The organism is Rossellomorea sp. FS2 (assembly GCF_047915635.1).
Classification (GTDB): domain Bacteria; phylum Bacillota; class Bacilli; order Bacillales; family Bacillaceae_B; genus Rossellomorea; species Rossellomorea marisflavi_A.
The window spans coordinates 695,289-720,872 of record NZ_JBLRVS010000004.1; the positions used below are offsets into that span (position 1 = coordinate 695,289).

Annotated in this window: 27 protein-coding genes; 4 read left to right on the forward strand and 23 right to left on the reverse strand. The window is 48.0% G+C overall.

What is annotated here, in order from left to right; all coding sequences use genetic code 11:
- Window positions 1-95: 95 nt before the first annotated feature.
- The 6 genes from ACNA6I_RS14595 to ACNA6I_RS14620 form a co-directional block, all read right to left on the reverse strand.
- A complete protein-coding gene (locus ACNA6I_RS14595; protein WP_416313665.1) occupies window positions 96-1,592 on the reverse strand; it encodes a glycoside hydrolase family 32 protein in 1,497 nt (498 codons plus the stop codon).
- Window positions 1,582-3,792 carry a GH32 C-terminal domain-containing protein gene (locus tag ACNA6I_RS14600; RefSeq protein ID WP_416313666.1) on the reverse strand — a complete coding sequence of 737 codons (2,211 nt, stop codon included), beginning with the start codon at window positions 3,790-3,792 and terminating at the stop codon, window positions 1,582-1,584. The genes ACNA6I_RS14595 and ACNA6I_RS14600 overlap by 11 nt, the downstream gene beginning before the upstream one ends.
- Window positions 3,793-3,812: 20 nt before the next feature.
- Window positions 3,813-4,649, reverse strand: a complete 837-nt coding sequence (locus ACNA6I_RS14605) for a carbohydrate ABC transporter permease (RefSeq protein WP_159129233.1) — start codon at window positions 4,647-4,649, stop codon at window positions 3,813-3,815.
- A gap of 2 nt (window positions 4,650-4,651) precedes the next feature.
- Window positions 4,652-5,542 carry a carbohydrate ABC transporter permease gene (locus ACNA6I_RS14610; protein WP_416313667.1) on the reverse strand — a complete coding sequence of 297 codons (891 nt, stop codon included), beginning with the start codon at window positions 5,540-5,542 and terminating at the stop codon, window positions 4,652-4,654.
- A 68-nt stretch (window positions 5,543-5,610) separates the two neighbouring features.
- Window positions 5,611-6,915: an ABC transporter substrate-binding protein gene (locus ACNA6I_RS14615; RefSeq protein ID WP_416313668.1), complete on the reverse strand. Its 1,305-nt coding sequence runs from the start codon at window positions 6,913-6,915 to the stop codon at window positions 5,611-5,613.
- A 138-nt stretch (window positions 6,916-7,053) separates the two neighbouring features.
- Window positions 7,054-8,022, reverse strand: coding sequence for a LacI family DNA-binding transcriptional regulator (locus ACNA6I_RS14620; RefSeq protein WP_142126627.1), 969 nt, complete (start codon window positions 8,020-8,022; stop codon window positions 7,054-7,056).
- Between the two features lie 333 nt (window positions 8,023-8,355).
- Here ACNA6I_RS14620 and ACNA6I_RS14625 point away from each other — a divergent pair, with 333 nt between their 5' ends.
- Window positions 8,356-8,667 (forward strand): hypothetical protein, encoded by a 312-nt coding sequence (locus ACNA6I_RS14625; protein ID WP_416313669.1) that lies wholly within the window; start codon window positions 8,356-8,358, stop codon window positions 8,665-8,667.
- 3 nt (window positions 8,668-8,670) lie between these two features.
- Here ACNA6I_RS14625 and ACNA6I_RS14630 read toward each other — a convergent pair whose 3' ends face one another.
- The 9 genes from ACNA6I_RS14630 to ACNA6I_RS14670 all read right to left on the reverse strand — a co-directional run bounded on the left by ACNA6I_RS14630 (window position 8,671) and on the right by ACNA6I_RS14670 (window position 15,049).
- On the reverse strand, window positions 8,671-9,561 hold the full coding sequence (locus tag ACNA6I_RS14630) for a hypothetical protein (protein ID WP_416313670.1): 891 nt from the start codon (window positions 9,559-9,561) through the stop codon (window positions 8,671-8,673).
- Between the two features lie 447 nt (window positions 9,562-10,008).
- Window positions 10,009-10,419 (reverse strand): GNAT family N-acetyltransferase, encoded by a 411-nt coding sequence (locus ACNA6I_RS14635; protein WP_416313776.1) that lies wholly within the window; start codon window positions 10,417-10,419, stop codon window positions 10,009-10,011.
- Window positions 10,420-10,477: 58 nt separating this feature from the next.
- Window positions 10,478-10,987: a hypothetical protein gene (locus tag ACNA6I_RS14640; RefSeq protein WP_416313671.1), complete on the reverse strand. Its 510-nt coding sequence runs from the start codon at window positions 10,985-10,987 to the stop codon at window positions 10,478-10,480.
- 70 nt (window positions 10,988-11,057) lie between these two features.
- Entirely contained in the window at window positions 11,058-11,738 is a 681-nt protein-coding gene (locus ACNA6I_RS14645; protein WP_416313672.1) for a zf-HC2 domain-containing protein, read from the reverse strand.
- Entirely contained in the window at window positions 11,728-12,225 is a 498-nt protein-coding gene (locus tag ACNA6I_RS14650; protein ID WP_416313673.1) for an RNA polymerase sigma factor, read from the reverse strand. The genes ACNA6I_RS14645 and ACNA6I_RS14650 overlap by 11 nt, the downstream gene beginning before the upstream one ends.
- Window positions 12,226-12,346: 121 nt before the next feature.
- Window positions 12,347-13,204, reverse strand: coding sequence for a GNAT family N-acetyltransferase (locus ACNA6I_RS14655; protein WP_416313674.1), 858 nt, complete (start codon window positions 13,202-13,204; stop codon window positions 12,347-12,349).
- A gap of 12 nt (window positions 13,205-13,216) precedes the next feature.
- The gene (locus ACNA6I_RS14660) at window positions 13,217-13,636 is read right to left on the reverse strand and encodes a hypothetical protein (RefSeq protein ID WP_048012318.1); all 420 of its coding nucleotides are present in this window, start codon (window positions 13,634-13,636) and stop codon (window positions 13,217-13,219) included.
- Between the two features lie 103 nt (window positions 13,637-13,739).
- A complete protein-coding gene (locus ACNA6I_RS14665) occupies window positions 13,740-14,168 on the reverse strand; it encodes a GNAT family N-acetyltransferase (protein WP_048012317.1) in 429 nt (142 codons plus the stop codon).
- Window positions 14,153-15,049 carry a DMT family transporter gene (locus ACNA6I_RS14670; protein WP_416313675.1) on the reverse strand — a complete coding sequence of 299 codons (897 nt, stop codon included), beginning with the start codon at window positions 15,047-15,049 and terminating at the stop codon, window positions 14,153-14,155. The genes ACNA6I_RS14665 and ACNA6I_RS14670 overlap by 16 nt, the downstream gene beginning before the upstream one ends.
- A gap of 97 nt (window positions 15,050-15,146) precedes the next feature.
- Here ACNA6I_RS14670 and ACNA6I_RS14675 point away from each other — a divergent pair, with 97 nt between their 5' ends.
- Complete coding sequence (locus ACNA6I_RS14675; RefSeq protein WP_416313676.1) at window positions 15,147-16,547, forward strand: PLP-dependent aminotransferase family protein; 1,401 nt, start codon at window positions 15,147-15,149, stop codon at window positions 16,545-16,547.
- A 100-nt stretch (window positions 16,548-16,647) separates the two neighbouring features.
- On the opposite strand, the gene ACNA6I_RS14680 is transcribed toward ACNA6I_RS14675, so the two are convergent.
- Window positions 16,648-17,259, reverse strand: coding sequence for a hypothetical protein (locus ACNA6I_RS14680; RefSeq protein ID WP_416313677.1), 612 nt, complete (start codon window positions 17,257-17,259; stop codon window positions 16,648-16,650).
- 190 nt (window positions 17,260-17,449) lie between these two features.
- On the opposite strand from ACNA6I_RS14680, the gene ACNA6I_RS14685 reads away from it, so the two are divergent.
- A complete protein-coding gene (locus tag ACNA6I_RS14685; protein WP_416313678.1) occupies window positions 17,450-18,337 on the forward strand; it encodes an ABC transporter permease subunit in 888 nt (295 codons plus the stop codon).
- Complete coding sequence (locus tag ACNA6I_RS14690) at window positions 18,330-19,355, forward strand: hypothetical protein (RefSeq protein WP_416313679.1); 1,026 nt, start codon at window positions 18,330-18,332, stop codon at window positions 19,353-19,355. Before ACNA6I_RS14685 ends, ACNA6I_RS14690 begins: the two co-directional genes overlap by 8 nt.
- A 45-nt stretch (window positions 19,356-19,400) precedes the next feature.
- Here the strand turns inward: ACNA6I_RS14690 and ACNA6I_RS14695 are convergent, their stop codons facing one another.
- The 7 genes from ACNA6I_RS14695 to ACNA6I_RS14725 all read right to left on the reverse strand — a co-directional run bounded on the left by ACNA6I_RS14695 (window position 19,401) and on the right by ACNA6I_RS14725 (window position 25,521).
- The gene (locus ACNA6I_RS14695) at window positions 19,401-21,476 is read right to left on the reverse strand and encodes a class I SAM-dependent methyltransferase (RefSeq protein WP_416313680.1); all 2,076 of its coding nucleotides are present in this window, start codon (window positions 21,474-21,476) and stop codon (window positions 19,401-19,403) included.
- Between the two features lie 113 nt (window positions 21,477-21,589).
- A complete protein-coding gene (locus tag ACNA6I_RS14700) occupies window positions 21,590-22,177 on the reverse strand; it encodes a histidine phosphatase family protein (protein WP_416313681.1) in 588 nt (195 codons plus the stop codon).
- Window positions 22,178-22,204: 27 nt separating this feature from the next.
- A complete protein-coding gene (locus tag ACNA6I_RS14705) occupies window positions 22,205-22,558 on the reverse strand; it encodes a DUF2085 domain-containing protein (protein ID WP_416313682.1) in 354 nt (117 codons plus the stop codon).
- On the reverse strand, window positions 22,536-22,823 hold the full coding sequence (locus tag ACNA6I_RS14710) for a hypothetical protein (RefSeq protein ID WP_197470330.1): 288 nt from the start codon (window positions 22,821-22,823) through the stop codon (window positions 22,536-22,538). Before ACNA6I_RS14710 ends, ACNA6I_RS14705 begins: the two co-directional genes overlap by 23 nt.
- Before the next feature lie 109 nt (window positions 22,824-22,932).
- On the reverse strand, window positions 22,933-24,147 hold the full coding sequence (locus tag ACNA6I_RS14715) for an HD domain-containing protein (RefSeq protein ID WP_416313683.1): 1,215 nt from the start codon (window positions 24,145-24,147) through the stop codon (window positions 22,933-22,935).
- Between the two features lie 17 nt (window positions 24,148-24,164).
- Window positions 24,165-25,007, reverse strand: coding sequence for a hypothetical protein (locus tag ACNA6I_RS14720; RefSeq protein WP_416313684.1), 843 nt, complete (start codon window positions 25,005-25,007; stop codon window positions 24,165-24,167).
- A 13-nt stretch (window positions 25,008-25,020) separates the two neighbouring features.
- Complete coding sequence (locus ACNA6I_RS14725; RefSeq protein ID WP_416313685.1) at window positions 25,021-25,521, reverse strand: NUDIX hydrolase; 501 nt, start codon at window positions 25,519-25,521, stop codon at window positions 25,021-25,023.
- Window positions 25,522-25,584: the final 63 nt, after the last annotated feature.

The window sequence follows — 25,584 nt, forward strand, 5'->3', positions numbered from 1 at the left end:
CATAAATAGCCCATGACAAAATCTCCAACGCTATAGAGGTTTTCATCATGGACTATCTGTTAATCTAATGAATTTTTACGATCTGTTGATGACTCCTATCGTACGATCTCCCACTTCGTCAGCCCCTCAACCAACACACTTCCTTCAGATGACAGTACCACCCCATCTGATTGGTCATGTGGATAGAACAAAGACGTGAAGACCCGCTCTCCATCATTCACAAAAACCTCCATGGACGAAACATCCAAGAAGATGGAAAGTTTAACTTTTCCGGCCAGGTCAACCGTGGCACTTCTGGTGTAATCATTCTTTGTTCCCATGTTTTCAATCCGGTTCTCAGAGTGGCTGCGGTCCAGAGTGAGCTCGTTTCGTTCTCGATCCAGGATCAGTTTCAGATTGTCTCTTAATCCTTTGAACAAGCTTACTGTTACACGCTTGCTCTCTCTCATATCAATCTGCACATCTATACGTTGGCTTTTGCCGTTCAAATATTCGATGGAATATTCTCCGTCCAGGGAAAAGCCACCTAGATCGACCCGATTTTTTTGATACGCCGTGATGGTTTGACTTGGGCTCTGGACTAAGTTGCCATTCCTTAGGGATAACTCCCTCGGCAACGTCATAGAGCCATTCCAGCCATGTCCCTGTTTATGCAGGGGATCATTCATATCCCACATTTTCATCCATGCCATCATGATCCTTTTCCCATCCGGGGTCAAAAGCGTCTGTGGTGCATAAAAATCGAATCCTTGATCCAATTCCTGTTCACTTTCAATTGAGAACGTCCCGCTTGAATGGTCGAATGACCCGATCAATGCCATAGAAGAGTGAATGTTTTCATATCGGTTACCGACACGATATTTTTCCTGGGGAGAAAACAACAGGACGTACTTTCCGTCCAGTTCAAAGAGATCAGGACACTCCCACACAGTGCCATACTCCCTGCCAAGGGTCAGCTTATTCAGATAGGTCCACGTCGCGCCATCATCTGATTCGTAGAATAATACATATCCGACATGCCCTTCACTTTTCGCCCCCACTACCATATAAAAGCGTCCATCATATTGCCAAACCTTTGGATCCCTGAAATCCTCCAGCCTGATACCCAATGGAACCTGATCGGTGTTTATGACAGGGTTGCCGCTATATTTGATATAGGTCAGTCCGTCGGAGGATTTTGCAAGGCATTGGACCTGTCTTATATGAGGTTCCCCCTCTACCTCATTGACCGGATCGATTTTTTTCAATTCTTTATCATAGTGGGCATCAAGATGGCTGTCCACGTGTCCGGTGTAATAGAGCCAATGCTCTTCTCCTACCTGCAGAGCCGATCCAGAGAACACGCCGTTACGGTCATAAGCCTCACTTGGTCTAAGCGCCACCGGAAGATGGTTCCATGTAATGAGGTCTGTGCTGACAGCATGTGCCCAGTGCATCGGCCCCCATTGGGTATCGTATGGATAGTGTTGATAGAATAGATGGTAGGACCCTTTAAAATATGAAAATCCATTCGGATCATTCATCCAGCCCCTTTCCGGCATAAGATGGTACTGATGTCGATACGTTTGGTTGATATCTATATCAATGGTCATTGTCTTCACCCGCTTCTTTTGGTTTCCAAATGGATTTGAGTTCATATACTTTTATGGAAGCAATACGTGTTTCATCCCTACCGATCAAAGAGATATGGTCACTCTCAGGTAAACTCGGATAAGCCCTGGTAGAGATCATTCTTTTATTCTGGATGAAACATTCAATGGCTGAGTGGTCGACAAAAAGGTGGACGCGCAGTCCTCCCTCAACCACCACTTCCCCTCCGTGCCAATCCCCGTCCTTATCCAGACATGTGTTGCGCCTATCCATACTCACCACTGCTGCGGATGGATCAAAGAGCAACCGGGTCACTTCTAACCCCTCGGGATCTTTTTTCAGCTCAACACCGACCTTTTCATCCGTTTCTTCAAATTCCACCAGTACTTCAATCATCTTATGACGGAGCGACTCAAGCTTCTGGTTAATGGACTTTATCGATTGATTCACTTCATCCACAAGAAGCCGCGCTCTGAGGGATTGGAGATTCTCAAGCGGTCTTACGATGAGCTCCCCTTCATGAAGGGAAAGTTCAATGGGAAGACCAGCATTATGTGCCCAGCCTGAATCGTATTCCTCCTGTTCCGTTCGATTACCTTGCAGTATGGAGAACACCACGGATTTCCCGCTTACAGGATCGACAAATCCACTGGGACCGCTGAACTTGAATCTCCCATAATCAAGGAGCCGGGGAGTAGGAGTATCTGGTATGAACGTATGTGAACCCCGATGGAACTCTCCAATGTAATAATACGTGTCCACTTGCTGACTTGGACCTGAGTGAAAATAACTCATGAAAAGAAACACGAACTTCCGATTGCCTTTTTCATCGGATATCGGCAGGAATACCGGAAGCTCCCAGTTCGTCCCCAGGTGAGGGTATTCCTTGTGGTCGACAGAGAAAAATTCGCCTTTAAACGTCCAATCTCTACAGTCATTGGATGTATATAGCCAGGCAACAGGTCCCTGATCCTCGATTCCACCACCATTAATGAGGTACCACTGATCCTCCTCTTCATCCTTCCACACGAAAGGGTCCCTGAACTGCGATGGGATCCCCTGATCAGCTGTCTGTTCTATGACCACGTTTTCCCCTAAATCCCACTCTAACAATCTTCCATCATGAACGTCTTTTGGGTTTGCCACGCCCACGCCTTGATTGTACGTCTTGGAAAAATCCGCTGACGTATAAAAAAGGAGGGGGCTGCCATCCGGACCGATTGTCGCCGATCCCGACCAAACGCCCGATGGAGAAACCTTTTTTTCAGGAATCAATGCGGTGGGTTCATTTTCCCAGAACACCATGTCGTCACTCGTCCAATGACCCCAATGGAGATGTGAGAAGTAGGGGCCCGATGCATTTTTCTGATAGAAAAGATGATACTTCCCCTGATAATAGAAAGGGGCATGAGGTTCATTCATCCAATGCTGAGGAGGAATCGCGTGAAATTGGGGGCGGTGGGGATCATCCAGGAGTCTGGCTTCATCCAGCTCAATATCCCTGCTCACAAGGGTCAGACTATTTACTGCACTCGCCTCTTTCCAGATCGCATCGTCTCCCAGTGCCTCACCCAGCATGCAGATGGAATCAATTACTCCTGAAAACATACCGCCGCTAAAATAGTTCCCAATCTTGAATGGCGCACTGCTTTTCCCGATGGATAAAGAGGTCTCGGAAGGTGCAAAGGTTGCCGTCATCTCTGTCTCTCTTACTCCATTTATAAAGATGGCTATTCGCTGTTGATCTTCATCGTAAACTGCTGACACCTGGGACCAAGCTGCTAATCGTAATGATTTATCCGTCCTGATCAGCTGAATCTCTTCTCCGTTCCCGATCTCAAGCTGCACAATTCCGTGCTCAAATAATCCAAGGGCGAACCCTGTTTTGGCATCACGATCCAACTGATCAATCAGTGCTGTTGCGACCTCCCCGTGGCATGCTTCAAAGCATCGTGGGGCCAGAATGATCGAAATCGTGAATGAGGCATTATGGATAATGCCTTCATCCTCAATCCAAGTAGAATATCCGTCAAAATCCAAGGCATACCTTAAAATGGATGAACGAATCCATCTTGGTGCTACACTTGCTTTATATTTAGCTTCGTTGAACACATAATGGACGTGAAGATTTTTCTCCCGTACACATTCCCACACCGTGTTTCCCTTTCCTTCACTAAAGTCAATCTGATAAAGTTGCTTCATCTTCCACCTCTATTGATGAATTATTTAATCCCTGAAGATGTGTTCTGCGGCATGATGTATTTCTGCCCGAATATATACACGAGAAGAATCGGGATGGTCGTAACCGTTAAGCCCGCCATGACTTGGTTCAGGAAGACCGGCTTCGTCTCATTCATGATATTGACCGCGACCGACAGAGGATACTTCTCCGTTTCCGTGAAAATCATGAGCGGCCATACGTAGTCATTCCAAGAACCCACGAATACGAGAATTCCAATCGTCATGAAAATCGGCTTGGAAATCGGCACGACGATTCTCGTGAAAATCTGCCACTCTGACGCTCCGTCCATAAAGGCCGATTCCCTCAGCTCATTCGGGATTTTTTTGAAGAACACCATAAACAAAAAGATATTAAAGGCGCTTCCGATATGCGGTAGGGCTAATCCCCATACGGTATTGATCAATTTCATTTCATTGATAATGATGAAGATCTGGATAAGGACGGATTGAAAAGGAAAAATGATCAAAATGATCAACAGTCCGGTGACATATTTCTTAAACGGTACATTGAAGCAGGCAAGGGCATATCCAGCCAATGAATTGACGAACAGGCTCCCTGCAACGATGACAAAACTGTAAAAGACGCTGTTTAAAAAATGAACCGAGAAATTAAATCTGCTGAACAATTCTTTATAAGGATCCAACCAAGTATCCACTTGCCCCAAATGGGGAAGAAAGCTTTGGATCGTGCCCAGTTCATTCGTGATATCAGCAACAGATTTTGTACTATTGACGAACATCCAAACGGTGGGGAATACAAATAGCAGTGTAAAACCCACCAGTAGGAGGATCTTCAACCCTTTCATAAATGCCTTCATACCTACTCCTCCTTGACCAGCTTACGTTGAATAAATGCGATCAGAATCAGGATCAGTGCAAATACGACGGTGATGGCGCTTGAGTATCCGATCTGCCTGTATCGCGTTCCCTGCTCGAACATATACAAAAGAATGCTGGACGTACTGCCCTGAGGGCCTCCATTGGTTAAAACGAGCGGTTCGATGATGATTTTAAATGTTCCCGTGGTCACAACGATCAACACAAACACCAGCTGACCCTTTATACTCGGAACGGTGATATATCTGAACTTTTGCCATCCATTTGCCCCTTCAAGGTCAGCCGCTTCATAAAGAGCGGACGGGATATCCTGCAATGCGGCCATGATGATGAGCATCTGAAAACTGATCCCCTGCCAGAGTATAATGAACGAAATCGTCGGAAGGGCAAGGGCAGGATCTGAAAAGAATTCCTGTTTAGCAAACCCAAGCTCAGCCAGTAGCATGTTGACAATCCCCGTCTTGGGATCGAGGATGTTTTTCCAAAGAAGGGATACGACAATGATGGATAAGATATAAGGTGAGAAGAAGGCCGTCCTGAAGAACGTATTCACTCTTGATTTCTTGGCAATCAAAATCGCCAGAAAAAGGGAAAGGGCAACCTGAAGAGGTACGATGTAAATGACATATTTTGTAGAGTTGAAGAATGCTTGCTTGGCATACTTATCATCTTTGATTTCCAAGTAATTATCGAGCCCTACAAAGGAAACATCATTTGGCTTTAAAAGATAATAGTCGGTGAAGGAGTACCATACCGCAAGACATAATGGATAAATAACAAATATGCTGATTAAAGCGAGGGCTGGCAATAAAAATAGGAACTTCCCGCTGAAGATGAATGGGAGTAATTGTTTAGTATCACTTCTCTTGACCATATCGCTGCTCCTTAATAGAACAGAAAGTGCACGATACTCCGTACACTTTCTATTTTATTATTTTTCAATTACTTGAATCTTGCACTCTCTCGATCTGCTTTTTCGATTGCATCGTCCACCAGATCTTCAACTGATCCGTTCTCCAGGGCGATCCCTTCAACGATATCCCCCAGGACATCCTCGAGAACCGGGAAAATTGGAGATTTCGGTTTGACATGATTCGTTTCGACCAGTTGATCAAGCATCAATTTCCTCGGATACTCATTGTAAAGCTTAGAAGATTCCAACAGTTCTTTATGACCTGGGATAAGGCCTGAAGCCTCTTCCATCGCTTTGGCACTCTCTTCATTGGTCATATGTGCGACCAACTCAGCAGCTAAATCCGGATATTCCGTGTTATTCGTTGCGGCAACGTACCAGCTTCCATGAGGAGCAGACTGCTCACCCTTCTTGCCATACGGGTAAGGCATCAGTGACCAATTCAGATCAGGATAATCCTTTTTGAACACATCGATCATCCACGGTCCTTCAAAACTGATGGCCGCTTTCTCAAGGGCAAATGCATTTTCTCTCGCAGTTGGGGATACATAGCCTTTCCTGAACATCGTTTCCATGAACTTGAAGGCGCCAATGGTTTCTTCACTGTCAAGATATCCTTTTGTTTCAAGGCCATCATCCCCTACAAGCTTTCCTCCATTAGAGAAAATGAGCGGGGAATGGGCATACATCTGCCAGCCGCTGTTGTCCGGGAACATATGAACAGGCTCTTCCTTCATATACTTCTTAAGCTTTTCCGCATTACTCAAAAACTCCTCAAAGCTCCACGCCTGGTCCAATGTCCAATTACCATTTTCATCTGCCGGAATGTCGATGCCAGCCTTCTTGAATAAATCGACATTATAGAAAACCGGTGATGAAAGGTCGAACGATTGAAGAGCATATAGATTATCCCCTACGCTTCCTGCTTCCACGATGGTGTCGAGATAGAAATCAATTGTCCCTTGATCCAAATGCTCATTTAAAGGAAGCAACAATTCCGAATCCGCATATGATGCAGCATATACACTTTCAAGTGTGATGACATCCGGGAGATCTCCAGTGGTGATGGCTGCGTTGAGACGATCATTATACCCGCTGCCTTCACCTGTCTTTACGATGTGTTCCACTGTTACCTTTACATCTTTGTGCTTTTCTTCAAATTCTTTAGCTCTCTCGTCGTAGTTTTTCCCCTCTTGCTCTTCAGCCGGGACATGAACCCACACTTTCAATTCTTTCTTTCCATCTTTTGCTTTTTGACCACCCGTAGAAGAAGAACATGCCGTACATACTAAAAGCAATACTGTAAAAACAATAAGACCGATCGATTTCTTCATCCCTATCCCTCCTCACAGTATGGAAATGTTTCCACAAAGATTAATAAGAAAAGGGCAAGGCCCCGTTCTGTCATATGGAAATGTTTCCATCTATACGTTTAGTATAGTAAACGCTTTCTTTTCAGTCAATCATTTTTTTTACGATTTTGTTGTCTCTCCGTTTAAGTATTCTACAGGATGGACGGCCGGCGTCACTTGAATTCCTTTCATCCGTTTGATGACAAGGTCTACAAGGCTCCTCCCCATCAGCTCTACAGGCTGTCTGATGGTTGATAAACGCGGCGTGAACGTAGCATAAGTCTGAAGTCCATCGTATCCGATGACTGAAAGTTCTTCTGGAATGTTGATCCCCTTCTCACGTGCAATTTGAACCAATTCCATAGCCATCATATCATTTTCTACCAGCACCCCGTCGACGTCCGGATGCTTCTTCAGGAATTGATGGAGAAAGGCTGTTTGATTCTTAATCGGATCCTGTTCGATGAATATAACAGGATCTATGCCACTTTCAGCCGCTCCATCCTGAAATCCACTCCTTCTTTTTTCCACTTCTGTCACAATGGTTTTAGAGTAAGTCCCGATGAAAGCTGGCTTGGTGCATCCGGAATCACGCAAGATCCGAAACGCCATTTTCCCACCACCATAGTTATCACTTGAAACATAAGGAATGTCACCAATATGCCGATCGACAAACACCAGCGGCATGGAACTCGTAATTTCTTCTTCGATGCGGTTATACGAAATCCCAATGATCCCCGAAACCTTATTTTGCTTCAACATATTGATGTACCTGATTTCTTTATCGATTTTACCCGTTGAATTACAGAGGACCAGTCGATATCCTCTCTTATCCAGCTCATCTTCGATATAGAAAGCAAGTTCTGAAAAAAATGCATGGTGGATGGACGGAAGGAATAATGCTACAAGCTTACTGTCCTGGGCAACAAACGCCCTGGCCGTTTCATTTGGAACATAACCAAGCTTCTGAATAGCATCTTCAACCTTTTTTACTGTCTCTTCACTGGCATATCCGGATTTATTGATCACACGCGAAGCTGTCCCGATGCCGACACCGGCCAATTTCGCTACATCTTTAATCGTTGCCAATTCTATCACCTCACCCACAAGCATATCATATGTGGAAACGTTTCTCTATAGATGTATATACTCAGGTAGTTCTGGGTAATTATTTTCATTATTCCAAAGTCGATGATATAAAGTGTGCTCACCGTCACGGAGTCATATGCCTTTAAAGATCTCATTGCCTGATGCTCATGTCAAAGAGATCTATGCTGTGCCGCACCTCCATTTTCTGCTTTTGGGGTAGGTGTAAGAGGCTCATGATGCCTTTCCTCCCCCTTTTCTATAAATCTTCATGTGTTTTTACCAAAATATGTTATAATCATTCCAACACACCCTCATGTAAAGGAAGTGACCACAATGGAAACACAAGCCCCTTCACCAAAAACGTATGGCTTCATCAGCTGGCTTTCCCTCATCATCGGCGTAACATCCTTCTTCCTCGTGTTCGTCACCCCGACACGGGTAGCCAATACCGGTTCTGCCATTGGGGATTCCATCACCCTCAGCCTGATGGTCATGGGCATTTTGATCTCGATTTTTGGACTCCTCAAAAAAACGGAGAAAAAAGCTCTCTCCGTCATCGGTTTACTTCTATCCCTATCCTTCATCTTCTTCTGGATCATGATTATCGTTCTTATGGTCACCGGGCAGATTCCTTTTGCACCTTAAGAATTACTGCGTCAGATTTTCCATCTCAACCACTTTACCGTCAGCCCGCTCGACCGTATAGCGGACAGAAGGATTTTGAGGATAGGACGCATTGCCGTTGTATTCCGTGATTTCAACACGATCGCCGTGGCTCACAAACTTGGTGAAGCTCCCCCCGGCTCCGCTGATATTGCTGAAATGCAGAAGCATGGTATCACCTGAGGTGCCTTCCTCCACCACTTCCCATAGATCACGCTCATAGTTCTCCCAGAAAATATTCTTGGAAACCTCATTTGCTTTGTTCTTATGAACCAATTCCCACAGGTCCACGGCTTCGTCCATACTATCCCAGGCAGCGCCGTCCCTCTGGAATTCGATCACCTGGCCATCAGGCACTGTGCCATCTGTAAAGTACTGATCGAACGAATCGTCCTCTAACGTCAGGGCTTCCAAGGAATCTCCCTCACCTTTCAACAGCAAAGCAGTCATATTGTTATCATCACGTATAATCTTCACCACCGTATAGCCATGGCGATCCTTATACTTCTCAACCTTATACACATAGTCGTACTTTTCGTTCACCGCGAGCTCGCCATTGTTAAAGAACCACTTACTCTTCACTCCATCGTCCTTCCCCTTTGCCACCCAGGAACCGGAGATGTCGAGGGTCGCTTCTTCTACTCCATCAGAAGTGGCTTCCTCTTCTTCACTTTTTTCCTCTTGTTCAGCCGTCGCACTCTCATCCGATGTGGTTTCTTCATCCTCAGCCTCAACCGGCTCCGACTGTTTCTCCTTCTGCTTTTGTTCCTCCTTCACTTCCGGTTTATCCTCGGTCTGAGCCTTTTCTTCCTTGCCGCAACCCGCTACCACCATGGCAGCAAGGATGGCGGATATCATCCAACTGTAGCTTTTCATAATGATTAAACACCCTTTACCCTCTAATGTTTGGAAGCAATATTCCATCCATGACTATTCGACAATTATTTCAAATAATCCTTTATATGGGAGGTTTTTTTAAATATTTTCCAATATGATATTTAGAAACCGCCATTATTCCCTCCTGATACTCTTTTGGCTTGGTCATACTTTTGCTCGTTTTGAACCAACTACTATAAGTATCAGACTTTCTTTGGAATAGGTTCATAGCACACACAAAAAGCAGAGAGTTCGGTATACTCATCTGCTTTTTGTGTGCTATGGATTTTTTCTATACACCAGTACAGATTCCACTAAGGCTACGAATGCTATGAACAGAAGCCCCCAGTGGATACTCCCCGGCCCCGTCAATCCCCTATAGGAGAACGCCAATGCCAATCAACAAAATAAATATCATGCAATTCTTCATCAAATCTACAACCCTTACTACATTACCCTGAACATCCCAGTCATGTTAGGCGAATGATTCATGAAATCATACTTCTCGTAAAATGATTCTTTTCCACCGGATGCAAACAATCCGACAAATGCTTTATCAGGGGCATGATCCTTCAAGTAGTCGACAAGGCTGCCCATGATCTCCTGCCCAAGGCCCTTCCCCTGATGATCAGGGTGCACGACGATATCCTGTATGTAAAAATAGATCGCTCCGTCCCCAATGATCCGCCCCATTCCGATTGCCTGTTCATGGTCCATGATGACAACAGAGAACAATGAGTTCTCCAGAGACGTTTCCGCTGCATCGTAATTCATAAAATCCGTCCAGCCGACGGAATCACACAGACGTATGTATTCTTGCAAGGTGGGTGTGCGTTGTTCCAATTTGTATGTCTTCACCATTCTTCCTCCTCACTTGCTCACCTATGTTATTCGACACATCCGCTCCGTATCCTTCTCACTCCCAAATGAGTCGATCAAATGCATACCCCAGGCTCATGCCTGTCACTTTATTATCGACATGCACGAAGGATAACAGGAGATTGTTCTCATGATCTACGTACCCGATCTCTTGCATTCCCTGGTTTGAATCTATATATGAAAAATAATCCTCCCCATAGGCCGAAGTGACTTCATCCAGTGTTGAACCTAGCACGATATGAGCTGTCGTTGAACCCGTACCGCTTTCGATCACCCCGACAGCAAGGATTTCATCCGTTTTCTTATCCACACTTACATCAAGCTTTCCGTTTGTATACTGATTGTAATTCCTGTCGTATTCACCGTTTGATTCATACCCCTTGAATCCCGGCTCTTCCCGGAGAAAAGTCCCCACTTTCAGTCCACCGATGGATTCGTCTGAAAGATTGGTAGAATCAACTTCCTTCATGGATTGCTCCAGGGTTTGGGTGCTGCAGGCTGACAGCATTAAGAGGAGGAACAAACATAAAGCTGATAACTTTTTCATATAGGAACTCCCCGATCAAATTCTTTTCCTTAAAGCTATCACAAAAGTAAGTATTTTACATTATAAAACGTCATTCTTTCTTTCCATCAAACAGATCCCTCAATCGGATCTCCTCTGTTCGACCGTCATAACGGACTGTGACCTTATCGTCATCCGTCAGTTTAATCTTCTTTCCGTCGTTGAGGATCAGGGTATCTTTGTCGGCGAATGTATACGTGACAGAAACCCCATCTCTGAATTGATCAGAAATCTCACCATATGGAAGCCAAGACGGTGGCGGGATAAGATCCCAGCTTTCATAGATGATGATCTCATCTGTATAAGGCTGATTCAGTTCATTTTGTATCGCAAGGAGGTAGCGGTCATCTTTTTTTGACTTAAAGGTCATGGTGATGCTTGATTGATCCTTCTGGATGGTGGTGTCAACATTCCCCTGATCCGCAATCCACATTGAGACAAACAGGATATGGTTCACCACTGCCAAAATCACGAACAAACCCAGCATGGATGCAATCACAACGATGATCCTCTTCTTATTCTTCGAACGTACCGTCTTGAGATAATCAATCTGCTTTCGTTCGGCGGTGCGCTGTTCCACCTGATGTTCCATGCCCTCTTCCTTCATGTCCTCCATATACTCCCTGCACTCAGGGCATGATTCCATATGGACCTCCATCAGTCGCCGGGTCTCATCGCTCGTCAAGTGTTCCAAATAGTTTGGCACAAGATCCTTGAATACCTCATGATTCATCTCGTTTCACTTCCTTTCTCATCTCTTGTTTCGCCCGATAAAAGGTGACGCGCGCCCAATTTTCCGATTCACCGAAGACGGTCCCGATTTCCTTGAACGATAACTCTCCCAGAAGTCTGAGATAGAGGATTTCACGCTTCTTCTCATCCAGCCCCCGTACCCGCTTGAAGAATTCGACCTTCGCCTCTCCCTTCAGGAGTTCCTCCTCCACATGATGGAAGCCGGCCTCCTCCACTTTCAGCCGGTCTGCCAAGCGTATCCGCTTCTTCTCCCGGTTGACTTCCTGAAGCCATACATTGCGGGCAATTGCGCATAACCAGGTCGACAACTTCGACTTGCTTTCATCAAACGAATCAAGCGACTTCATCGCTTGATAGAATGTTTCCTGGGTCAATTCCTCAGCTGCATGGCTATTATGTGTCAGCGTCATGATGTACCGATAAATAAAATCTGCGTAGTTTCCGTAAATGTCCTCCCGTTCCACCATGTCCCCCCTTTTTGCCTGCTCCTTCATGTATCCAAGATCACACCGATTCGTTACACATCTCGCTGAATTTTTTTCGCATATAAAAAGAATCACTCACTGGAGTGATCCTTCTCGGTCCCATTTATGTCACCCGGACCACGTAGTGCTCCATCCGGTGAACTACCTCAAACCCTGCTCTCCCATAAAGACGAATGGCTTGCTCATGCCCAGCATCCACCGTCATGCTGACCGTTTGGATTCCAAGCTCGTCTTGCAAAAATGCCAGGGCCGCCTTCGTCAGAGCCGTCCCGATCCCTTGTTGCCTTTCAGCCGGATCGACTGCGATGAATTCAATCGTTCCTTCATTATAAGTGGGTTTGCCCTTCACATAGGCGTATCCCTTTATTCCGGCTTCCGATTCCACTGCGAACACTTTATGCTCGTGATCAAGGCGTTTGAGAATATCGAGACCGCTCATGTACGTTTCCGGAAACGCTTCGTCATGCAGCTTGATGAAGGACATATGCCGTTCCGGACCCAATTCTCCGACCCGGGAATCAACCTTCACACCTTTTTGCTTTGAGGCATGCATGATCAAGTGCTGACTTCCCTTACAGGCTCCCACCCTACACAAGAAATTCCTCGCCAGGGTGTTCTGTTCATTATAGAACCCATAGTAGGTGTGGACCTTGTCACCTAACCGCATTGTAAGGTCCTCCCACAGTTCCAAAGCAAGCTCAACTGGCTGCCCTTCTTTTACAAACGGACCCCAAAGCTCTGCTGTTCCGTCCCCCAGATCAACATCCGCCCCCAGCACCCCGATGATGGTGCCGGCTTCATGTATGACAGCAAAGGATTCTCCTGCCGGCAGGTCAGAAAATTCATGAGAAAGCGTATGGAGGATCTCTTCCTGCATATCCCCACAATAACCTACGTGGTGTTCAGCTTTTTGGTTGGCAAGGGCAATGAAAGTTGAAATAGCTTCGAGGAACTTTTGCATCAGCACACACCCCTAAGGATTGGTTTCGTACACATGGGTAACCTCTTTTGATCCTATCTTAAAATGAAAATCAGCCTGTTCCAACTCACTGAACCCTTCCCCTTCCGATACTAGGACAATGGAGTAGCGCTCTCCGCTCTTGATGGTATACGGGAGGTCAGCAAGTTTTGTTCTTTCATAACTCTCAGGCCAGTTCTTTCCTTCATCGTTGATGATATAGGCTCTCGCCGTCTCCATATGATTCACCTGGACAGAATCCAGGGTGGCCTCCTTTTTAGGATGTTGGAGTTCGAAGTTGATCTTCATATAAGTAGGGTACGATGTTTCCTCGAATTGAACTGTTTCCCACACCCACAATTCTCCTTCACGATCACCGCAACCGCTCAGGATCCATGTGTTAAATAGGAAAAAGATGAGTATGAGCTTTTTCACCTCTCCACCCCGTTTCCGTTTTCAATAAAGATATGCTTCCAATCACCATTTTTTACTTAATTATACAGTTCGACACATTTCCTCACATTCCTTTGAAACTTGATCATATCTCTTTCCTAAATGAATAACTCCGCCTTGTATATCCCATTCTCTCTTCATAAAAGCGGTGAGCATCCTTCCTCTTCACCCCTGATTCCAACGCCACCAATGCTGCTCCCTGTTCACGCCCATAGTCATGGATGTACGTGAGCAGTCTCTCCCCGTAGCCGTGGGACCGGTGATCGGGACGGGTGACCAGGTCATAGATGAACACGTGACGACCATTGTAAAAATTGGTGCAAAGCTTGATTCCCGCAAGACAGACAAGCTCACCTTCTGCATAGAGACCGAATAGCTGATAGCCCTCCTGGGTCATGACCTGTCTAAGACTCAGATAGCTCTCTAGCGTCAGATCTGTCCTCAATGCCTTCATCACCTCAAATGAGTGCGTCCATTCTTCCACAGTGTGAAGTTCCCTTATGTTGATATCCATGTTTGTTCCTCCTTCATCTGTTTTTCTTTTAACGCCATAAAGGCACCTGCACATGACAAACTGCATCCGATCACAAGGTACGGGGTCAGGGGAGATTCACCGATTATGACCGATGCAATCCCTCCAATCGCAGGAAACAGGGCCACCATGTATCCGCTTCTCGCCCCGCCGATCTCCTTGACCAGTTTCAAATAAAACAGCCAGGCAAAGAATGACGCGCATACGGATAGGTACAGAAGGGCAGACCAATAGTGAATGGAGGGCGGCAGGGACACGGGGACCCCTTTGCCCCATACAAATCCTCCCATCACGACGCCTGCCACAAGGAACCCGAACGCATTGGCGTAGACCGGGTCGACTCCCCTGTCGGCATTGATGGCAGAGCACACATCGCCGATGGATGTAATGATGGTCCCTGCAAGAGCGAGCCCCAAGCCACTCATCGACAGGGATTCCGGATGGTGGACAAGCGTCGGATACAACAGGACGAACACCGACCCGATCCCCATTGCGCCACCCACGGCAATCCGACCCGATACAGATTCCCTCCCAACAATGGCAAGAGCCAGTGGAGTGAATACGACCTTCAGGGAGAAGATCATCGTCACTACGGCCGCGGAGCTTTGCAACGTTCCGTAGTAAAGACAAAGATAGCTCAGGGCAAAATTGCACACCCCGAACAGCAAGACCGTCACCCTGCGCCCACCTCCCAACGGTTTATCCGGCTGTCTCCATAGAAGAAGGGCTCCGAACATCAGACAGGTGAGCGCCAGCCGATAAAACAGCGATAGCTCCGGCGCGACAAGGTCCCCCTGGATCTTGACGGCGATGAAATTCACCCCCCACACCAACGTACAAAACCAATAATACATTCGAATCATAGATATCCTCCTCTTACACACCCATTATCCGAAACAACTGTCATTTCAAAAAGATACAGTTTACACTAAACGTAAATGACAGATTAGGAGACTCTTCATGGCCGAATTGATTTTTTCCATTGAACGAAATAGCCAGATCCCCATGTATCATCAGGTATATCAGTATATCCGCACGCAGATCGCCTCAGGAAAACTTCCGCACGGAACCAGGCTTCCTTCCATCAGGGAGCTTGCCCGTCAGCTTGATGTGAGCCGGAACACCACGCAGCTCGCTTATGAGCAGCTTCTTTCAGAGGGATACGTCCGCAGTGAACATAAAAAAGGCTTCTTTGTGGAAGCCAAAATGTCAGATAGCGTATTTGCCTATGAACGGATTCCGGATACTGCTGACCCTGTGGTTCCAACCAACAGGCACCACGTCGACTTCCGTACCGGGACGGTGGATCAGGACAGCTTCCCCCTCGCCAAGTGGCGGAGCTATTCCAATAAAATCATGAATGACCCTTCCCTGTACTCTTATGGCGACAAGGAGGGGGACACGGAGCTCAGACGCGAACTGGAGAACTATCTTTTTCAATCACGGGGCGTGCAGGCAGCTGCGGACCAGATCATCATAGGCGCAGGCACGAAGTCGTTGCTCCTCATGCTTCTCCTGATGTTGAGGTCCCAACATGCGATTGCCGTGGAGGATCCGGGGTACGACCTGTCCAGAAACCTCTTCTCCCTCATGGGGTTTGAGGTTCATCCGATCCCAGTCACATCGTCAGGCATCCATACAGGGGAACTCAGGCAGTCACCGGCCACCCTTCTCTATACCACGCCGACTCACCACTACCCGACAGGCGTGACCATGCCCGTGAATCAGAGGCTCGATCTCCTTCGCTGGGCACATGAGGTCGACGGCTACATCATCGAGGATGACTATGACAGCGAATTCCGCTACATCCACCAGCCTGTCCCCTCTCTTCAAAGCATGGACCATAGCGGACGCACCATCTTCATGGGAACCTTCTCAAAAGCCCTTCTTCCTTCGATCAGGATCAGCTATATGGTCCTACCGCCAAGCTTGCTGGCGCTGTACCGGGAAAACGCAGGGCTATTTGAACAATCCGCTTCCCCCATCCACCAGAAGACGCTGGCCCATTTCATGAAGGATGGCCACTGGTATCCACACCTCAGGAAATTGAAAGCTTTATATCGAAATCGGATGAACGTACTGGTGAGGGAGCTTCGACAGGCGTTCTACACCGATATTGACATCAAGGGCGAGCATTCGGGGATCTTTGTCATGGTTGAAGTGAAGACCGATCAGACCGAGAAGGAATTGATTGAAAGAGCACGCAAACATGATGTTGGCGTATATGGATGTTCGAAGTATTTTGTGGAGGCACAGCCCCGGTACCCTCACCTGCAGCTTGGGCTGGGGAAGCTGACGGAGGAGGAGATTGTGGAGGGAGTGGCGCGGTTGAGTCGGGCGTGGGAAAGGCCACCAGAATAAGAAGAACCGCTTTCGTTCTTGAGCTTTTTCTCCATACAAAGAGGTTCTATCTCTACTTTTAGAGATAGAACCTTTTTGTACTATGTCTCCGATTAGGAAATTAGTTCTTAAGATTTGGTCCTCCCGTGGGAGAGATTTCCTCTCCTTTTTCCCCGGCAACAAAGGGTCTGGGATCAATCGTTCCCCCACTCTCTTCATAGGTCATGAGGTCAGTATATTTCCGAATCACTATGATTTCTTGTTCCTCCTCTGTTACGGTATTCATCCCCCTACTATCTTTGATGCGTTCTCCAGATGAGCCAAGGAGCTCCTGCACTTTCTTATTTTGGTTACGTGGATCAATGATTGCTTCCAACCGGAACCTTTCATCGAGTTCAGGAACGCTTCGCAAAAAGACTACGGGGCCAAATTGCCCCTGACTATCCACTTCTACTTCTTCTTTTTCCTTTACTTCATCTGTAGGTTCCGCACCTCCATTCACAATACTCATATAATTGTCCTTAGGATCGAAAGGTCTCAGCTGTATAGTCACGATGGTCCCTTCCGGAAGTGTGGTTTCCCCCCGGATGATCATTCTTCGTTTAGACAGCATCAATGTAGGATTAAGGTCCACCATCACCGCTTTCGGCTTACGCACTTCATTGCTCTTAGGTCCCTTATCCTTCAGCCCCTCAAACGCCACCACCCTGCATCCTGCCAAAACAACAAGCATACACAGTATGAGAATCGTTAAAACCAGCCGTTTACTTCTCATCATTTCCCACCTTTTCGAGGAATCTGGAATCATTTATGAAAAAATATCTATAAACAATTTCCTAAATTACAATTTAATGGTAGTATGTTACCAAAAGATTGTCAATTAAATTCAGAATGTTTTGATTACAGAAAAAGATAAGGGGGAAATGATGAAAAAGATATCGTCAGGGCTTCTCTACACCTTTTTTATTTTCATAGGTTTCTTGTTGGTCAGCAGTGCGAGTGCCATTTTGCAGTATGACCATGAACTAGTGATCAATCTGGACAACTTCGTTTTGTCCATGAAGTCGACGCTCACGCAGATCGGGGACTTCTCGACTCTCCGCATCCCTTTGGGGGAATCCGATAGAACGTATCCTGTAACGGAAGTGTTTGCCGAGTCTTACGGGTACTCCTTCCTGATTTTGCTTGGTGCCTTTCTTTTGGCGATTGTCGTCGCCATTGTACTCAGCTACTGCTTCATGTTGCTTCCGCGGAAGGCGGGCCGGATCGTCAGCCGTTTTCTGGATGGACTTGATGCCTTGCCGGATGTGTTCATCGTCGTCCTGCTTCAGCTCTTCATTATCTGGCTCTTCAAGAATACCGGATTTCTTCTCTTCGATATCTACACCCTCGGGGAGGACAAGATTTATGTTTTGCCCATCGTCTGTCTCGCCGTTTTGCCTGTAACTTACCTCATCAAGAACTTCATCTTCCAGCTGCGGGAGGAAGAGTCCAAGCCGTATATCGAATTCTCGTATTCCAAAGGATTCTCAAAGTCTTATACGCTATGGGTTCATCTCTTCCGGAACGTATGGATCCATTTCTTCTATCACTCCAAGCCTGTGTTCCTGCTCATGCTCTCGAATCTATTGATCATCGAACTCATGTTCAACATCCATGGCTTCATGAAAGCCCTGCTGTTTGCTTCCACCGCTTCTCCCCCTGCCTTCCTGGTGGGGATGGTCCTGCTTGTCCTGCCGTTCTACGCAATTTATGCAATCGGCTCACTTTGTTTGAAAACCTGGTTAAAGGAGGGGACGACTGTTGAATAAAAAGTGGATATTCGGTCTCTACCTTCCCCTTTCCTTTATCGCCATTCTCATACTGGCCAGTTTCCTCCTGCCCGTCCTCAATCCAGGGTTCGACGAGGACACGGTGAAATACTTGAAGGACGCTTCAGGAAAGATTTATGCTGCTCCACCCTACTCACCGCTTGAAATGCCACCGCTCGGAAGTGAAAAAACCGGTCTGAACCTGTTCTGGCTCCTCATTGCCGGTGCAAAATACACCATCCTGGCGACCATCGCCATCGCATTCCTCAGGATGGTATTCGGGTTCATCTCGGGTCTGATCTATACCTTCCTTCCAAAGCTCTTGGTGAAACATGTGAAAGGACTTGCCGAAGTGTTCCAATTCATCCCGCTCGTCATCATCGTGTACGCCCTTTTGCACTACGTGGATCAGGCGTATCAGTCGGCGGCACTTGAGTCCAACACCTATATCATCATCCAGGTCATCGCCATCGCGATCGTCATCATCCCCTCCCTCGGCATCTATATGGGGGAAGAAATGAAGCTGTTCATGCACAACGAATTCATCGAGGCGTCCCGGACACTCGGAGGGACCAACCGGCACCTGATCCGGACCCATCTGTGGCCTCAGTTCCTGCGTCACTCCATCGTTCTGTTCTCGGAGCAGATCTCCCAGACCCTTGCCCTGCTCATCCAGCTCGGCATTCTGACCCTGACCCTGGGCGGCCTCCGGTATCTACCGGGAGGAGAAGACTCCGAACCGCTCTACTTCAACGTCAATTATGAATGGGCATCCATGATCAGCATGAACACCAACGCCATCTTCGTCACCCCGTGGCTCCTGGTGGCACCACTCCTCTTCTTTGCGATCCTGATCTTCCTATTCAACACGATCAGCTCGAACCTGAAAAGGATGCTTCTCGAAACGAATGAAGAAGGCCAAGGAAGGAAGAAGAAAGTAGACAAACGTGTCAAACCAGGCAAAACCTATTCTCAGCAGGACTTTGATATGATCAGGCTTGAAAAAAAGAGCGGGTAAAAACAGAACCCCTGAGGCTCCAATGCCCTAGGGGTTCCTTTCATTTCATACCTTCTCAATCACAATAAAGCACGTACTATCCGGCAAGCCCTCTATCCCGTCTTCATCCCGCACCGTCACCTTCGGAGCGAGGAACTCCTCATACCCGTCCTGAAGATAATGCTTGAACGCAACGATTTTCGCCTTATCTCCCAAGGCTTCCTTGATGGCCCCCTTGAACTCGGATGGCGTGTAGTAGCCGAATTGCTCCTGCACTTCATGGGGATAGGCTTCTTCGCCCCACGTATACGTGTAGAGGAATTCCATGGCATCATTGACCGGGAGCTTGATCCTTCCGTCTTGGAGGAATTCGTAATCCAGCTTCCTTCCCTTGAAATCATGGGCGTACCTCTTGAAGAATGCGTGCCCGTTTCCGTCCTTGAATTCGATGGTGCGGTAAATATCCTTCGGCTCCGTCATGATCCCATCCCTGATGATGATTCGTCCGCCTTCGCCGAGCACTTCGAACGAACTTCTCAGCGCCTGGATGATCACGTCATGATTGAACTTCTTCCCCTCGTACGGGATATACGAGAACATTTCATGGAGGATCGAGGAGAAGACGATGGTGTCGACGGACCCCGGCTCGTAATGGGCCCTCAGCTCAAGGGCATCGGCCTGCTGCACGGTCCATCGCTTGTTCTCACGGTTTTTCCGTCTCGTCAGTTCTTCGATGACGTTGGTGGAGACATCGATTCCGACCACATCTGCTTCGGGATGATCGTCCGACAGCACATCAAGCATGACACCGCCACCCGCTCCGATGTCGAGCATCAGCGTTCCCGTGGCAAAATCGGAAATAATGCGCTTATGATCCTGACCGCTATTCATGTCGGACAGATAGGTGTGTTCGTTCTGCAGGCGATCGAAGGCATCCTTCCTGAAGCCGAAGAAATCATACAGGAGGATCGTCGCCCGCTCATAGTGAGGGGACTTTTCTGCTTCCTGACAGAATTCAATCAGCTTCTCCCCTGCTGCCGAATATCGGAATCGGACCCCGATGATCTGACCCAAGAGGTCCATGGGCTCAGCCTCTAGCTCCACATGCTCATTGACCGGCTTCTCCCCATGAAGGAGATCTTCAAGGGAGAATTCTTTCAGATACGATTCTATGATCCTCTTTTTATACAGATTGATGGTTTTCCGGCCTTTGTAATCATAGTAGATGTCTTTCATGAACGCCTCGAAGCTCACATGCTGTATGGAGAGGGGGTTCACCTTTTGATAGATCAAGAGGAAGATCTTCAGGAACTCTTCCAGCGTAAACTCCTTCAGGGCGGATTCGACGTACCACAGATCGGTCTTCTTGAAGAAGCTATCCACATAGCCGTTCAACCTGGCATCCGCCATATATCGGTCATACTCATGGTCAACATTCTCGCCATTTTCGATCGAAGACCGCCGAAGCCGCTCGATCCGTGCTTTCAGCGTCATTTCCACTGAACGTTCTCCGTCAATCAGGAAAGAAACAATCTGATCTGCTTCGTCCTTCACCACTTCCCAAATCTCATTCGATACCCCCTGGATGATGCACTGATTGAGTTTCTTCAGGACCACTTCCATATCCACACCGATTCCATTGTGCTCATCCATCCACTGAATGAGGGGGTGCAGCTGCTTGTAGCGCACCTCTCCTCGGATAAATTGACCGATCAGCCCATGGGTCAGGATCAGGGTGTAGAGGAGCTCCTCCCGCTCCAGATCCCGCAGGTGAAGAGGAAGACTCATCTGCTCCGCAGCATAGATCTGTGCTGATCCTATATTGTGGATATCGAGCTGGAAGCCCTTCTTCCCCCAGACGTTCCGCTGATGCTTCGTACCGCCCTTGGCCACTTCCGACCACACCAGCACTTCCTCGATGATTCCCTTCTCCTTCTCCGGCAGATCCATTTCATTCAGCACGAGCAAGGTACGTTCCACATAAGGAAGGACCGGGTTCACCGGCATCCTCTCAAGGGAGGTGATCTGCTCCAGATTGATGTGCTGCTCTCTCGTCAGGTAAAGGTACTGCAGCCACCTATGCTCCCTCAGGACAGTCCGGTCCCCCGACCTCGCTTTGTCGATAAGCTCCAATGATTTCATGATGGATCCTCCCTTTCGCTACCGTTCTTCATATGGAAAATTGTATCATAATTCATCCAGATGAAATGCCGCCGGCTCTCTGAAAAAACAAAAAAACCGAGGCGTCCTCCACCTCAGCTTGTACGTGGGACGGGATCCCACAACCTCTCTACCTCAATCAGCTCTTCCCCGTCAAAGGTCAGTTTGTAAATATCCGGCTTCGATGTCCCCTGCAGAAAGTCCAGTCCAACCCTCTCGTCGAAGTACTGCATCATGAGCGTCATCACTGCCCCGTGGGTACCGACGGCGATTTTGCCGCCCTGATGAAGGAGCAATAGCTCTCTGATAATTTCAACGGCCCGCACCTGACAACCGGCATTCGATTCTGCACCAGGCAGGGAGTAATGAGGATTCTTGAACGACTTCTCAAGAAGGGGATACAGCTCCGCATCAGCCATCCGGTTCACCCCGGAAGAAAACATCCTTTCTTTCAATTCCTCATAGAGCAGTACGTCCTTTCCAGACAGGGTAGCCAGCTCCTTGATCGTCAGGACGGCCCGCTTATACGGACTGGAGACGAATACATCGATCCCCTCGTCCTTCAGGAGCTCCGTCACCCGTTCGGCATCTGCCTGTCCTTTTTCGCTCAGCCCCCTGAGGCGTTCGACTTCTCCCGTCTTCGGGGAATCGCCATGTCTGATCAAATAGATAATGGTATTCATCGTGCACCTCGGATCTCTTTAGTCGAATTACGGCAACCACGCAATGATGTTCCAAAAAAGTCCTGCTATCCCCATGGAGAGCCCCAACCCACTCATCAAACCCGTTGCACTCCTAAGGGCATTGGTACTGGTTCTCCACCGTTTGAGCTGAGTCCACCCATCCAGCACCATGGGAACCTGCAGGACAAACCCGATGTAGATGGGCAGGGGGTAAATCAGGAAAAGGGGGAGAAACAGCATGCCGATCAGGATGAACAGGCATCTGGAACAGATCGGCATGGCTTCCCCTCCGATATGAAAACATCGCTCTTCCCTCCGATGACAGGGCACCGTGCGGAAGAACCCGTAGAGCGTGGATTTAAGGTGTGCAGTCAAATCCACAGCAATCGCCTCCACCCACATGCTTCCCTACTCCCCTTGGTACCGGCACACAGTCACCAAGATACGCACAATCCACGCAGTCCCAATAAGTAGAATCCTTTTTGGATGTTCTCTTAGAGTTTGAGTGATAACGCCGGACCGTCGCCCCCAGGATGATGATGGAGAATACCCCGAATATCGCACAGTACACCCATTCCCCTTGGTAGCCTGTATATCCGGTTAAAAGAGAGAATAATAGAAAGGACGAAATCAATACAAAATACATGCTATCACCTTCATCAAGGTCCTTTCCCTGAAGTTTCCTATGATATGAGATTTACTATTTTCCATGAGTGATCTTACCCTTTCTTAACTGAACATGATCATATGTTTATTCAATCTGCCCCTGCTTCTCCTATGGGAGAATATGCAATGGCATAATCCACGATGGTCGCCCCTGCGGGCAGCGTCAAAGTGTTCCAATCTGGCGTGTAGATGGTGATGGTCTCCTGGAACAGTGCATGGGAAACCACCGCTTCAAACTCGAATACATCTTCTGCAATCTCCGTGGCGTTGTGGATGTCCCCACCGAGACATTCATGGCTCAATCTCTGAATGGACACTGAAGACTTTTCCTCTCTCAGTAGGGCCAATACCCCTTGATCGGAGAGTGCTTTCCCTTCCCTCGTTTGCAGAATGATTCTCACCGTGTCGTTCCCGACCCATACCTTTGTTTGGAGTTTTTGATTGAAGGGGGAGACTGGCAGGGCAAGATGATCGACAAAGGCATTTGCCACCGGCTTGAACACCTGATGGACGCTCCCCATGACGGAGTAGCAGTCCAGCACTGAATCCGTGGTGATCCGGATGGAATAAAGATCGGATACTTCCACATCATCCTGCAGTAGGGAATAACTCTGATAGAGTGGCTCCCTTATTCCTTCAAAAGTGACGGTCCCCCCTACCTTTTCCCTGACCTGCTGGAATCCATGATCAAACTGCGCGGAATACGATTCCACTGCCCCTACCACTTCACTGCACCGCACCGGATTCAAAAATGGGAAACTGATTTCCTCCAGCTCCGCCCTCATCTTCCTCAGTCCGAGCTTTCCGGCAAGGGGGGCGAAGAAGATCAAGGCCTCATTCGCATACGGGATCTGTTTCTCTACCGGTTTGACGTCAAGGGTCCTCATATTATGGAGTCGGTCGGCAATCTTCACCACGGCGACCCTGACGTCATCCGCTGTAGCAGAGAGAAGCTTCTGCATATTGGTGGCGTGATGTTCTTCCTTGCTCATCATTCCCCTCTCCACCTTGGTCAAGCCATCCACGATCCTTGAGACTTCCTGTCCGAACTGCTTCTCCACTTCATCGATCGTCACGTCCGTATCTTCGACCACATCATGAAGCAGGGCAGACATAAGGGTAGGGAGGTCTGCTTGTTCCTTCATCAGGATCGAACAGACCGCTACCGGATGCGTCATATACGGTTCTCCTGTCGCCCGCTTCTGACCGTCGTGGGCCCGGGATGCAAATTCAAATGCCTTCTCTAAAGAAATCAAGTCACTTTGGCCCAGATAGTGTGCCCGCTTCCACCAAGCTTCCTTCATCTCACCCATCCCCCTACTCAATGTATGTACCGCTCATCAATCTCTCCAAAATACGATCTTCGCTTCTCCAATCCAGGTACCTTCTTCTGTTCCCGCTCGCTCAGCTTATAGGATTCCTGATCAATATAAGCAAGCCACTCTTCCTCAAGCTCTGCCGCGTCCTTCCCATAGACCTCTTTCATCTGCTGTAGCGAATCTTTTTCATTAAAGACCTTCTCGAACTCTTCCATCCCGTACTCATCGATGAGATAGGAAACAAAGGAAGCCGACTCGATATAGGAGATCCACTGCAGGGACCGAGATGCTCCATCACTTTCCAAGGAAGGTTGAAATAGCATCCGGCTCATGGACGTTCCGCAAAGCTTCGTCAGGGGAATCAGCATCCCTTCTTCTTTCACCACATTCATAATCGCGTGGGGGGAAACGTCATAATTCGGATACACCGGGTCACCGTATTCCGTTTGAAGATGGATGGCAAGTCCCTCAAGTGCCCAATAGCCCCGGTCATCCTGCTCTTCCTTCCCCCACAGAAGCGCATGGGAGAGCTCATGGACCGTCAGGAAATGGCCCTGATCCTTGAACAGCACCACCTCGTCCCGTGTGGAAAAAGAGATATCCTTCTGATTGTAAAACTCCAGGGAAATGGGAGAGGCAGGATCGTAGTCCCCCTTCACCGCTCCCATAATCGCTTCATAGGCATGGGTCACCTCGTCCTGGATGGAACTCCGGCTGGCAGTCGAATGGTTCTCTACGGCAAACTCCACCTGTCCGACCCGGAAGGTGAACCGATCTTCTTTAAAATAGAACCAATAGATCATCAGTCCAGCGATGAGAACACTAAGAGCACTAGCTATGATCATCACTGTCTTCTTGCTAGTAATCTCCCATCACCTGCCCTGCCAACTCCATTCTCAACCACTCCACAGGTGCCTTCTTCACAAAGTGCTTCTCTACAAACGCGAGCACCACATCGTTCCCGGGCAGCGTCGCCCGCTCCATAGCATCGGGGAAACGGAGCCACTCATACTCACTATGCTCCCTGTTCAGCATCACGTCCTGATCGTCCTCCACAAACCCGACGAACACCGGCGCCATGTAAATGTCATTCGTCGCGGGCGAGTAGAACTGATCGAATGTATTCCCTGTATACAACGTCCGGATGTCGATCCCCGTCTCTTCCCAGATCTCGCGCTTTGCCGCCTGCCATGCCTTTTCACCCGGCTCGATTCCGCCGCCGATGTAGCACCACGCTCCATTCAAGGTCCGGGATGCCCGCTTCAGGAGGAGAACGCGAGCTTCCCCATCCACTTTCTTTACTAAAACAGCCGCAATCCCACTGCGGCGTATAGGTAGCTCCGTCGTTTCACTCATCATCTACTGCACATCCCTACTATTTTGTTTGCCGGGAGAGTGAAGGATAGCTTGACTCTCCAAGAA